Source organism: Lentzea indica, from assembly GCF_012184385.1.
Taxonomy (GTDB): Bacteria; Actinomycetota; Actinomycetes; order Mycobacteriales; family Pseudonocardiaceae; genus Lentzea; species Lentzea indica.
In genome coordinates this window covers 19,486-30,640 of the sequence record NZ_VSRL01000093.1, presented here as the reverse complement: position 1 = coordinate 30,640, position 11,155 = coordinate 19,486, and the positions used below count along the sequence as shown (strand labels likewise).

The 11,155-nt window shown below is 66.9% G+C and carries 11 protein-coding genes and 1 pseudogene; 5 read left to right on the top strand and 7 right to left on the bottom strand.

Annotated elements, in window-relative coordinates:
- Window positions 1–338 precede the first annotated feature (338 nt).
- The 3 genes from dapE to FXN61_RS24635 are packed head-to-tail and all read left to right on the top strand — an operon-like array spanning window position 339 to window position 2,732.
- The gene (gene dapE / locus FXN61_RS24645; RefSeq protein WP_167976413.1) at window positions 339–1,406 is read left to right on the top strand and encodes a succinyl-diaminopimelate desuccinylase; all 1,068 of its coding nucleotides are present in this window, start codon (window positions 339–341) and stop codon (window positions 1,404–1,406) included.
- A gap of 16 nt (window positions 1,407–1,422) precedes the next feature.
- Complete coding sequence (locus FXN61_RS24640) at window positions 1,423–2,199, top strand: LOG family protein (protein ID WP_167976412.1); 777 nt, start codon at window positions 1,423–1,425, stop codon at window positions 2,197–2,199.
- On the top strand, window positions 2,199–2,732 hold the full coding sequence (locus FXN61_RS24635) for an LOG family protein (RefSeq protein ID WP_246291961.1): 534 nt from the start codon (window positions 2,199–2,201) through the stop codon (window positions 2,730–2,732). The genes FXN61_RS24640 and FXN61_RS24635 overlap by 1 nt, the downstream gene beginning before the upstream one ends.
- On the opposite strand, the gene FXN61_RS24630 is transcribed toward FXN61_RS24635, so the two are convergent.
- Both FXN61_RS24630 and FXN61_RS24625 read right to left on the bottom strand, forming a co-directional pair.
- Window positions 2,703–3,755 (bottom strand): winged helix DNA-binding domain-containing protein, encoded by a 1,053-nt coding sequence (locus FXN61_RS24630; RefSeq protein WP_167976410.1) that lies wholly within the window; start codon window positions 3,753–3,755, stop codon window positions 2,703–2,705. The two genes, FXN61_RS24635 and FXN61_RS24630, sit on opposite strands and share 30 nt — an antisense overlap.
- A gap of 10 nt (window positions 3,756–3,765) precedes the next feature.
- Window positions 3,766–5,259 carry a CocE/NonD family hydrolase gene (locus tag FXN61_RS24625; protein WP_167976409.1) on the bottom strand — a complete coding sequence of 498 codons (1,494 nt, stop codon included), beginning with the start codon at window positions 5,257–5,259 and terminating at the stop codon, window positions 3,766–3,768.
- Between the two features lie 117 nt (window positions 5,260–5,376).
- Between FXN61_RS24625 and FXN61_RS24620 the strand changes: the two genes are divergently transcribed.
- Window positions 5,377–5,715 (top strand): hypothetical protein, encoded by a 339-nt coding sequence (locus FXN61_RS24620; protein ID WP_167976408.1) that lies wholly within the window; start codon window positions 5,377–5,379, stop codon window positions 5,713–5,715.
- Window positions 5,715–6,626: a glucosyl-3-phosphoglycerate synthase gene (locus FXN61_RS24615; protein WP_167976407.1), complete on the top strand. Its 912-nt coding sequence runs from the start codon at window positions 5,715–5,717 to the stop codon at window positions 6,624–6,626. Before FXN61_RS24620 ends, FXN61_RS24615 begins: the two co-directional genes overlap by 1 nt.
- Here FXN61_RS24615 and FXN61_RS24610 read toward each other — a convergent pair.
- The 5 genes and pseudogenes from FXN61_RS24610 to FXN61_RS24595 form a co-directional block, all read right to left on the bottom strand.
- On the bottom strand, window positions 6,558–7,859 hold the full coding sequence (locus tag FXN61_RS24610) for an amino acid ABC transporter ATP-binding/permease protein (RefSeq protein ID WP_167976406.1): 1,302 nt from the start codon (window positions 7,857–7,859) through the stop codon (window positions 6,558–6,560). The genes FXN61_RS24615 and FXN61_RS24610 overlap by 69 nt on opposite strands.
- Window positions 7,856–8,173: an ATP-binding cassette domain-containing protein gene (locus tag FXN61_RS52610; RefSeq protein WP_312877967.1), complete on the bottom strand. Its 318-nt coding sequence runs from the start codon at window positions 8,171–8,173 to the stop codon at window positions 7,856–7,858. The genes FXN61_RS24610 and FXN61_RS52610 overlap by 4 nt, the downstream gene beginning before the upstream one ends.
- A 353-nt stretch (window positions 8,174–8,526) precedes the next feature.
- A pseudogene (locus FXN61_RS52605) lies at window positions 8,527–9,204 on the bottom strand (ABC transporter transmembrane domain-containing protein); the annotation flags it as partial.
- A complete protein-coding gene (locus tag FXN61_RS24600; protein WP_167976405.1) occupies window positions 9,174–9,797 on the bottom strand; it encodes a cytochrome d ubiquinol oxidase subunit II in 624 nt (207 codons plus the stop codon). The gene FXN61_RS24600 and the pseudogene FXN61_RS52605, both read right to left, overlap by 31 nt.
- Entirely contained in the window at window positions 9,797–10,957 is a 1,161-nt protein-coding gene (locus tag FXN61_RS24595; RefSeq protein WP_167976404.1) for a cytochrome ubiquinol oxidase subunit I, read from the bottom strand. Before FXN61_RS24595 ends, FXN61_RS24600 begins: the two co-directional genes overlap by 1 nt.
- Between the last annotated feature and the right edge of the window lie 198 nt (window positions 10,958–11,155).

The following is an 11,155-nucleotide window of genomic DNA, read 5'->3' as shown; positions in this document are numbered from 1 at the left end:
TCGGCATCCTGCACGGCTGCCTCAAAACCCGCACCACCTACAACGAAACCACCGCCTGGGCACACCACACCAACATCAACAACGCTGCAGCTTGACATCCCCAGCAACTGGGATGTCTTCGCCTTCGCCTTCGCGGTGGCTCGGCTTCGCCATCGCCGCTCGCCTGTGGCGTCGCGTGAGGCATGTGTGTGGCTACGGGGCGGTGAAGAGGGAGCGGATCTCGCCGCAGCCGGTCGCCATGAGCATCAGGGTGATGACCAGGAGTGCGCGTTTGATCACGCAGCGCACGATATCGGCTGAACGGACTAGTGCCCGACGTGGCTTAGTAGGGTGAAGGCGTGTCCGACACCCTTGATCTCTTTGCCGACCCGATCGAGTTGACGACTGCGTTGGTCGATGTGCGCAGCGTGTCCGGGGAGGAGGCGGAGATCGCGGATCTTGTGGAGCGGTCGCTGAAGTTGCACGCGCCGCACCTTGAGGTCACCCGATCGGGGAACTCTGTTTTGGCGCGGACGAACCTCGGTCGGGAGCGGCGGGTGGTGCTTGCTGGGCACCTGGACACCGTGCCGATCAATCGGAACTTTCCCAGTCGTCGTGAAGGCGATGTGCTGCACGGGTGCGGCACCGTTGACATGAAGGGTGGCGACGCGGTCATGCTGGCGATCGCGGCCCTTGGTGTTGATGCGCGGCACGACCTGACGTTCGTGTTTTACGACTGCGAAGAGATCGAGGCTGAGCGCAACGGGCTCACTCGGATTCAGCGTGAGCTTCCGGAGTGGTTGAAGGGTGATCTGGCGATCGTGTGCGAGCCGTCCAACGGGACGGTTGAGGCCGGGTGTCAAGGGACCATGCGCATCGACGTCAGGACCAGCGGGAAGCGGGCGCACACCGCTCGGGCGTGGATGGGGAAGAACGCCGTTCACGGGATGGGTGAGGCGTTGCGGCGGCTGGAGGCCTACGAGCCGCGTCAGCCTGAGATCGACGGGTGCAGGTACCACGAGGGTCTGCAGGCCGTGAAGATCAGTGGTGGTGTGGCGGGCAATGTCGTGCCGGACGAGTGTGTGCTGACGGTCAACCATCGGTTTGCGCCGGATCGCACGGTGGAGCAGGCGGAGCAGCACCTTCGTGAGGTGTTTGAGGGGTTTGAGGTCGCGGTTACGGACTTCGCGGCTGGCGCGCTGCCTGGGTTGCACGCCCCTGCGGCGCAGGAACTCGTGCTGGCGGCCGGGGGCACGCCGGTGGCCAAGCTCGGGTGGACGGACGTGGCGCGGTTCGCGGCGTTGGGGATGCCTGCGGTCAATTTTGGGCCTGGGGATCCGACGTTGGCGCACACGCAGGAGGAACACGTGCAGGTCCGGCAGATCACCGGGTGTTTCGATGTCCTTGAACGATTTCTGCTGACCTGATCACTAGGATCAACTGATGACAGAAGAATTTGACGGCGTGGTGGACGAGCACCCCAAGGAGAAGATGCGCGGGCCGGTTGTCCTGCGTCGCGGGCGCCGGGACGAACTGACCACCACGGACCAGCGCCTGCTCGATTCGCGCGGTCCTTCGGACTGGGTGCACACGGATCCGTGGCGGGTGCTGCGGATTCAGGCCGAGTTCGTCGAGGGGTTCGGGGCGCTGGCCGAGGTGCCCAGTGCGGTGACCGTGTTCGGATCGGCGCGGACCGGACGGGATCACCCGGAGTACCAGACCGGGCGGGATCTCGGCGCGGCGCTGGCCGAGGCAGGGTTCGCCGTGATCACGGGTGGTGGGCCCGGTGCCATGGAAGCGGTCAACCGCGGGTGTTCTGAGGCCGGTGGGTTCTCGATCGGGCTTGGCATCGAGCTGCCGTTCGAGCAGGGGCTCAACCCGTGGGTGGACCTCGGGGTGAACTTCCGCTACTTCTTCGTGCGCAAGACGATGTTCATCAAGTACTCGCAGGCGTTCATCTGCCTGCCGGGTGGTTTCGGCACGCTCGACGAGCTGTTCGAGGCGTTGACGCTGGTGCAGACGAAGAAGGTCACGAAGTTCCCGGTCGTGCTGTTCGGAACGCAGTACTGGCAGGGTCTGTACGACTGGATCAAGAGCTCGGTGCTGGACGGCGGCAAGGTCGGCGAGAAGGACCTCGCGCTGCTGCACCTCACCGATGACATCGAGGACGCGGTGCGCGTGGTCAAGGAAGCGCACCAGGCATGGGCGGACACGCACTGATGTATGTCGCTGTTTACTGCGGGAGTCTGGCGACGGTTCCCCAGAGCTACATCGACCTCGCCGCCGAGGTGGGGCGTCAGATCGCGGCGCGCGGCTGGCACCTCGTCTGGGGTGGCGGGCAGACGTCGATGATGGGGGCGGTGGCGCGGGAAGCGCGGGCCGGTGGGTCGCACACGTACGGCGTCATCCCCAAGGGCCTGGCCACCAGGGAGATCGCCGACCGCGACTCGACCGAGCTGCACGTCGTCGACACCATGCGCGAGCGCAAGAAGATGATGGACGACAAGGCCGACGCGTTCCTCACGTTGCCCGGTGGCATCGGTACCGCGGAGGAGTTCTTCGAGGTGTGGACGGCCGGCGTGCTGGGCATGCACGGCAAGCCCGTCGTGCTGCTCGACGTCGACAACCACTACAAGGGACTCGTCGAGTGGCTGAGTGAGTTGCGGGACAAGGGGTTCGTGTCCCACGCCGCGTTGAAGTCGTTGATCGTCACCGACGACGTGTCAGTTGCTCTTGACGCTTGCGTCGTCTAGTCCCTTCGCCTTGGCGAGGATCTGGGCCTCCGGCAGGAGATCCGGTAGCGGGCGGTACGGCGTGGCCGCCACCTCGAACCGCTTGCCGGACACCACCCTGCCCTGCCAGGAGCCCGCGATCTCGCCGTCCACCAGCACGGCGCCGCGCCGGCCGAGGATGCGGAAGATGTCCTTCTGCGCGGCCTTGTCCGGCAGCAGCAGGTCGCGGTCGCGGGCCTGCAGGTACGGGTCGGTCGGCGGCAGCAGGCGGACGTGCGGTGGTTCGGCGTCGGCGATCTCCAGGTCTTCCGGCAGCCACGCCTTCTGGCCCTCGACGGTCACCTCGACCAGGCCTTCCGAAGGCCACTGCTTCTTGACCTCACGGGTGGTCGTGCCGAAGTAACCGGCCACTTCGGACGGTCCGGCCGGGCCGTGCAACGTCAGGTACCTGTGCACCAGCTCGGCGAAACCGGCGGTCTTGCGCGGCACGCCCGGCCAGCCGTGGATGCGCTCGAACGTCACGGTCTTCTCCGACGGGATGATCCGCAGACCGGCCGGCAGCGCGCCGAGCCGGAAGATCGGGTCGCTCACGTGCTCGGTCTGGCAGCCCCGGCACGCCTCGATGGTCTGCTTGGGAGCCAACGGGGTCAGCGCCGTGCTGAGATCGCCCTTGGTCATCGGCTTCGTGACGATCGACCTCATCGCCGTGGCGATGTGCCGCAACGCCGCCACCATGTCGTTCACCTTCGGACGCGAGGCTCGCGCCAAGGCGTCGGCGTCGCTCCACGGCCACAGCGCGCGGGCGAACGCCTTCAGTTCACCGGCCCTGTGCAGGTGGGGAGCACCGCGCACGGACCAGGTCACGATGAACTCGTCCACGGACGGGTCAGACAGCCGGGCGGCGAGACTCAGCAGGGCCGAGCCGGAGGTGTTGTCCTGGACGCCCAGGGAGAACACCGCCAGCTCGGCCGCGTCGGAGACCCGCCGGTCCAGCTCGTGCTGATGGATCCGGTGGAGGAGCACCTGCTGCCGGGTGAGATCCACCCGGACATTCTTACGCCTTCGGAACCGTGAGGCTCGACGGTCCGAAGATGACGGTCGATCCGCGCGTCGACTCCGTGAGGTAACGCGGGTCGACGGTGTCGATCACCAGCGCCAACCGGTTGCCCGCGCCGACGTTCCACACCGTCGGCTCGAGTTGCACGTCGAGCGTCTGCGTGCGGCCCGCACCGGTCACCTTCACCGGCTTGTGCGTGACCAGCGCGCCCAGGCCGAGCGGTCCGACCTCGTACAGGTACGCGAACAACGTGGTCGTCTCCGCACTTGGTGTCACGGTCAGCTTGAGCTTCGGCGTACCCGCCAGCGTCACGCCGTTCGGGTACTGCGGCCCGCTCCACACGCCCGCGAGGTTGCGGTCGACGAACGGCAGCGCCACCCCGGTCGGGATGTTCAGGAACCCTTGCAGCGCACCGGAGAGCAGGATCGTGCCGCTGTCGGCGACGGTGCCCCAGCCCGCGTGGATCTTCTTGCCGTCGAGCTGCATCGTGTCGGCGTTGCCCGCCGGCCACGCGCCGAACTTCTTCCACGTGCCGCCGTTGTTGGGCTTGAGCTGCACCGGCTGTTCGGCGTCGATGCCGTTGGCCGTGCCCTTGACGTGGCGGTCGAACCAGCGGCCGACCGACTCCCAGATCTCGTTGGGCAGACCGGCCGCGCCGAAGAGCTCGGCGGTGGCGTGGTCGCCCGGTGAGAGCATGAGCCGCTTGGGGCCGGTGAGCTTCGAGTAGAAGTCCGCGACCTGGCCCGGCGCGAAGATGCCGTCGTTCCAGGCGTTGCCGATCATCACCGCGGTGCCGTTGGCGTTGATCTGCTCGATCTTCGAGGCGGCCGAGCGCCCGGCGGAGATCGGCACGACCTCCCAGAACCTGCCGTCGCGGTAGGCGTCTTCCGCTTCCTGGAGGACGGGTCCGGGACGTCCGGTGGCGTGGCCGGCGGCCAGCAGCACCTCGACGGCCTGCTTGTTCACGGTGTTGTTCGGGTAGAGCGAGCGGGCCAGGTCGGTCCACGTGCTCAACGCGGCCGCGGCCTTGATGCGCTTGTCGGTGGCGGCGGCGAGCAAGGACTGCCCTGCGCCGTAGGAGATTCCGGCGACGCCGACCTTGGTGCCGTCGGCGTGCGCGTTGGCGACGGCCCAGTCGATGACCTTGCTGACGTCACCGACGGTGTCGGGACCGGCGATGTCGATCTCACCGCCGGAGTCCCAGAAGCCGCGGCTGGTGTAGCTGACCACGACGTAACCGGACTCCTTGGCGAGCTTGGCCGCCGCGCCGACGTACTCGATGTTCGGGACCGCCCAGCTGGACGGCATCACGAGCAACGGGAAAGGGCCGCTGCCCACGCCGGTGGGTTCGACGACGAAGGCCTTCAGGGTGGTGCCACCGACGCCGGAGATCGACTTGTAGGAGATCTGGTGTCCAGGGGCCGCGATGGCAGCTGGAGCACCGAGCAGGGTTGTGAGGAGTACCAGGACTAAAACAAGTGATCGTCGCACTCTGGTCCTCCTTGACCATGACGTAGATCACACAGGGTTGTTACCGGGGAGTAAAGCAGATTGCTACTCATGAGTAGCAAGGAGCTGTGAGTCAGGTCACTGTTTACGCTGGGTGGCGTGAACCGATTCCGCGTCACTGAGCTGCCGAAAGACCGGGTGCTGGTGGTCGCGCATCTGACCAGCGCGGACGCGTTGGGACAGGCCGTTGACGACGGCGTCGACATCGTCGAGTTCGACGGCGAACTGGAACTGCCGATGCTGTCCGAAACGTTGGATGTGGTGACGATCCCGCCAGGGGATGAGGATTTCACCCTGGCGGCTGCCACAGTGGCTGCGATGTCCGGAGCACGCGCCATTCGTGCATCTGACGTGCGGCAGGCGAGGAAGGTCGTGGAGATGGTTGCGAGCGTGACGGGAACCCGTCCGCCGGCCCGAGCGGTGCGGGCGCTCGCCTGATGCTGCCCTCCGTCGAAGCCTGGTTCGCCACGCACACCTGGCAGCAGCCGTCCTGGACGGTCGACGAACTGGTGGCGTTGAAGCGCGGTCGCACGGTGTCCGTGGTGCTGCCCGCGTTGAACGAGGAAGAGACCGTCGGTGACGTCGTCGGGGTGGTCCGGCCGTTGCTCGGGACCCTCGTCGACGAGCTGGTGGTGATGGATTCCGGTTCCACCGACCGGACCGTCGAGGTGGCTTCGGCTGCCGGGGCGCGGGTCGTGCTGCGTTCCGATGTGGTGCCGTGGCTGGAACCGTTGCCCGGCAAGGGCGAGGTGTTGTGGCGGTCCTTGGCCGCCACCTCGGGGGATCTGATCGTGTTCCTGGATTCCGACCTGGTGGATCCGGAGACCGCGTTCGTCACGGCGTTGCTGGGTCCGTTGCTGCTGGACACCGATGTGCATCTGGTGAAGGGGTTCTACCGGCGTCCGTTGCGGTTGGAGAGCACCGGTGGTGGGCGGGTCACCGAACTGGTGGCGCGGCCGTTGCTGAACACGTTGCGGCCGGAGCTTTCCGGTGTGGTGCAACCGCTCGGCGGCGAGTACGCGGCCACCCGGTCCTTTTTGGAGTCCGTTCCCTTCGCGGCCGGGTACGGCGTGGAGATCGGGCTGTTGCTGGACGTGCACCGGGTCCACGGGCTTTCCGCGCTGGCTCAGGTGAATCTGGGCGTGCGCAAGCACCGCAACCGGTCGTTGCTGCAGCTCGGCGCGATGTCCTCGCAGATCATGGGTACTGCGCTGGCCCGGTGCGGTGTCACGCTGGAGTCCGGGCCGTTGACGCAGTTCGTGCAGGTCGGTGGCGAGTGGCTACCCGACTCGACCGACGTGCTCGTGGCCGATCGCCCACCGATGATGCACGTGGTCGAAGAGGGCTAGCTGCTCTTCGCGGTGCGTCACGACCAGTGCGGTGCCCTGGCAGTTGTCCAGGACCTTCTTGAGCACGCGGTCCGCCTGTTCGGGGTCGAGCCCTTCCGTGGGCTCGTCCATGAGCAGGACGTCCGGGTTCGCCAGCACTGATCTGGTGAGGACCAGGCGCTGGCGCTGGCCGCCGGAGATCTCCTCGCCGCGTTCGCCGACGACCTGGTCCCAGTCGAGGTCCAGCTCGGCGATCCCGGCTGCTCGGTCCAGTTCTTCTTGCGTGGCATCGGGTTTGGCCAGCAGGACGTTGGTGCGGACCGTGGTGTGGAAGACGTGCGCATCGGCCAGTGCGCCTTTGCTCGGCTCCAGCTGGTGCGCGATGGCGTTGAGCAACGTGGTCTTGCCCGCACCGCTCGGGCCGACGATCGCGGTTTTTCCTTGGAGATCCGGGGTTTCCGGGCAACGGGTCGGCTCGGGCTCGTCGGTCGGTTCCGGGGTGGGCCTGGTCAGCGCGGCGAGCGGAACGGTGATCTCGAACGTCGCGATGGCGGCCATGATCAGCCAGGCGGGCTCGTTCTGGGCGAGCATGAGCAGTGCCGCGCCGAACTGCGCTGCGATCGCCAGCGGAGTCAGGTCACGCGTTCGTTCCTTGCGGGACAACGCCTTCGCGGTCCTGGTGGCGTCTGCGAGCTTCTCGTCGAACAGGCCGTAGGCGATCAGTTCTTCCTTGCTGTGGACCAGTTCGGTGGTCTGTTCGGTCAGCCTGGCGCGCAACGGGGTGAGATCCTGCGGGTTGCGGACGGCGAGCCACGGGAGGAGCGCGAGGTTGATCAGCAGGCCGGCGATGAGCGGCAGCGAGAAGCCCGAGACAGGGATGATCACCGCTGCGACCAGCGCTGCCGTGATCCACGGCAGGGTGGTGCGGAGCTTGGCGTCGAGGTGCTGGTCGACGTTCGTGACGATGCGGGTGAGCGCCGTGCCGGACGGGACGTGCTCGCGGTGGGCGAGGTCGTCGTAGACCCGGCCGCGGAGTTCGACGGCCTCGCTGAGCACGGCTTTGTGGCTGGTCAGGCGTTCGAGGTAGCGGAGGGCGCCCTTGGCCAGCGCGAGCGTGCGGACCGCGACGATCGCCACGGTCAGCGCCTGCATCGGCGGGTGTTCGGCTGCGCGCATGATCAGCCAGGTCGCCGTGGCGGTGAGGCCGACGCCGGCCAGTTCGGCGAGCACGCCGACGAGGATCGCGAGTCTCATACCGTCACCACCCTGTTGACCTCGTTGAGCAGTGCCGGCCGGTGCGCCACGATCACCGCGGTGCGACCTCGGGTGAACTCCCTGGTCGCTCGGAGCACGAGGGACTCGGTTTCCGCGTCGAGATGCGCGGTCGGTTCGTCCAACAGGAACAGCCCCGCGTGCTGCCGGTCCAATGCCTTCGCCAGAGCGACTCGTTGCTGCTCACCGGAAGAAAGGGCGGCGGGGACGAGCGTGGGCCGTTGCGGCACCCACGCCAGCGCTTCCAGCCACTTCGTGCGGTCGATCTCGCGCAGGTCGACGCCACCGACCAGCACCCGGCCGTCGTCGGGCTGCACGAACCCCAGCAGCGACCCCAGAATCGTGCTCTTGCCGCCCCGCTCGGCCCGACCAGCGCGATGCGGTCGCCGGGCTTGATCCGCAACGAGAAGTTCCTGAGACTGCGAACGCTCACGTCGTCGAACACGATCTCGGCCTTCGTCAGGTCGGGCGGCGTGACGCCGGCCGATTCGTTGTGCGTCGGCACCTTCGCGAGCACCTCACGGCCCTGAGCACTGGCGTGGTACTGCGCTCCGGCCGCTCGCAACGGCAGAAATGCCTCTGGGGCAAGGAATAGAACGAGCAATGCGGTGTGCAGCGGCAGGCCGCCGTCGAGCAGCCTGAGTCCGACGGGCACCGCGACCACGGCCACCGACATCGTGGCCACCAGCTCCAGCACGAACGCCGACAGGAACGCCACCCGCAGCGCCGACATCGTCTCGGTCATGTGTTGTGCCGCCAGCTTCCTGACCGTTGTGGACTGGGCCTCGGCCCGCCCGAACGCGCGGAGCGTGCCGATTCCCTTGACCACGTCGAGGAAATGCCCGCCAAGAGTGGCCAGCGCTGTCCACTGGCGAGCCGTTCGCTCACGGGTGTGCGCGCCCACCAACGCACCGAAGATCGGGATCAGCGGCAGCGTCAGCAGGATCGTGAGCGCGGCCGTGAGATCGGCGAACGCCAACCGGATCACGACCGCGAGCGGCACCACGACAGCGAGGATCTGCTGCGGCAGGTACCCGACGACGTACGGCGTCACGTCGTGCACGCCGCGAGTCACCAGCGTGGCGACCTCGCCGGCCTTGGTGCCTGGCGAGCGCAGGAACGCCTGTCTCAGCCGCGTCCGCGTGCGTTCGGCGGCGCGGTGAGCCCACTCGCGGTGCACCCACCACACCAGCACCCGTACACCGATGACCAGGCACAGCAGGAGAAAGCCGGAACCGCCGCTGAGCACCGAAGCCAGGAGCTCGGCCTGGGCCAGCACCAGGAACGGGATCGGGATCAGCGCGAGGAGATGGCGACGATCGACCATTGCAGCAACACCACCAGCGGGATGATCGGGATTGCGACCCACGCGAGCAGGCCGAGCGTGTCGGCGTGCGCCATCAGGCCGTTCGTGTCGATCGAGCTGAACGCGAGCGGGATCGGCAACGCGCAGAGCAGCGCGGTGATCGGGAACAACGCCCACTTCCTGGTTTGGAACACCCAGCCGTGCAGCGCGAACAGCACAGGCATGACCAGCGCTGTTGGCCAGGGCGCTGCCAGCAGGTGTGCCAGGAACAACCCCCAGCCGACGGAGACCGTCAGCGCGCCGGTGAACACCAGCCACCACCACAACCGCAGCTGCACCGCGGCCATGAACAGCACCAACCCGGCCAGGACCAGGGTGAACACCGAGTGCGCGCCGGACAGCAGCTCGCCTTCGAGTCGCGGGAACGCCGCGAACAGCACCCCGATCGCCGCGACCAGCCACACCTCGTTGCCCAGGAAGAACGGCGTCATGAGACGCAACGTCTCGTCTCGTTTTCGGAAGGGCAGCAGGAGCCCGGTGCCGTAGTCGAAGCCTGCCAACGCGAAGTACCCGACGGTGAGAACGCCGAGCACGACCAACCAGAGAGTTTCCATCAGAGCGTCACCACCAACGGGGAGACAGGAGCGGGCGCCACATCAGGACCGCGGCGGACCGCACGTGCGATCAACGCCCAGTCAACGCAGGCCAGCAACACGAACAGGGAAGTGAACACGATGAGCGACAACAGGATCTGCGAGGCGTCCACATGCGACACCGCATCCTCGGTGCGCAGCAAGCCGTAGATCAGCCACGGCTGCCGCCCGATCTCCCGGAACATCCACCCGAAGATCGCCGCCACGAACGGCAGCGGAATGCCGATCACCATGAGGTACAACGGAAAGCGCATCCGGACCACAGTGTCTTTGATCAGCAACGGCAGCGTGAGCCAGCTGACCATCATCAGCGTCATCCCGATCAGGATCATGAACCCGAGCGGCGCGCCGACCCACGACGTCGCCTCGCTCTTGCCCGGCTGGTACTCCGCGATGACCGGGAACTGCGCGAACCCCGCGCCGATCAGCGACGGCGTGGCCAGAGCCGTGGTGATCACGCCCATCCGCAGCGACCGCCGGAAGAAGTCGACCTCGGGCGTCCGCTTGATGAAGTGGTACGCCGCCACCCCCGTCATGAACACGCCGCCGACCGTGATGGACGCGAAGATCACGTGCATCAGCGCCGAGGTGAACGTCGGGTTGCTCAAGAGCGCGGAGAAGTCGTCCAGCCGCAACACGTTCCCCTCGACCCGGTAGCCGACGGGGTGCTGCAGAAACCCGTTCGCCGCCATGATCCAGAACGCGGACGCGTACGCGGTCAGGGCGGTCAGGTAGAGCAACGCCAGGTGCAGCCAGCGGTTCAGCTTGCCCCAGCCGAAGATCCACAGCCCGAGGAACGTCGACTCCAGGAAGAACGCGATCAGCGTCTCCATCGCGAGCGGCGCCCCGAACACGTCACCGGCGTAGGTCGCGAGACCGGACCAGTTCAGTCCGAACTGGAACTCCATCACGATGCCGGTGACGATCCCCAGCGCGTAGTTGATCACGTAGATCCGGCCCCAGAACCGCGTCATCCGCTCGTGCACGGGCGCGCCGGTGAGCGTGAACCTCGTCTGCATGATCACGAGCAGGGTGACCAGGCCCAGCGTGAGCAGCACGAACAGGAAGTGGAACGACGTCGTCAACGCGAACTGGAGCCGGGCGAGGTCTACTGCACTCATGGGTAGGGACGCTATATGTAGGTCAGCTACTTATGAACTCGAGAGCGCGGATATCGGGGACATCTCAGGGCTGACCCTGAAGGGAACCTGAAGAACCTCCGAACCGCTTCCAGCGCAACAGATCGACGCCCCCGCGCGCCAGCGGGAACGCCCGAAATCAGGGACATCTCAGGGGCCATTCCCATGGCCGGATCAGTA

Excerpts from the sequence above, each read along its gene's own strand:
- FXN61_RS24615 (WP_167976407.1), top strand. The coding sequence starts at position 5,715 with ATGCTGCCCTCCGTCGAAGCCTGGTTCGCCACGCACACCTGGCAGCAG.
- FXN61_RS24640 (WP_167976412.1), top strand. The coding sequence starts at position 1,423 with ATGACAGAAGAATTTGACGGCGTGGTGGACGAGCACCCCAAGGAGAAG.
- FXN61_RS24635 (WP_246291961.1), top strand. The coding sequence starts at position 2,199 with ATGTATGTCGCTGTTTACTGCGGGAGTCTGGCGACGGTTCCCCAGAGC.
- FXN61_RS24595 (WP_167976404.1), bottom strand. The coding sequence starts at position 10,957 with ATGAGTGCAGTAGACCTCGCCCGGCTCCAGTTCGCGTTGACGACGTCG.
- FXN61_RS24610 (WP_167976406.1), bottom strand. The coding sequence starts at position 7,859 with ATGAGACTCGCGATCCTCGTCGGCGTGCTCGCCGAACTGGCCGGCGTC.
- FXN61_RS24600 (WP_167976405.1), bottom strand. The coding sequence starts at position 9,797 with ATGGAAACTCTCTGGTTGGTCGTGCTCGGCGTTCTCACCGTCGGGTAC.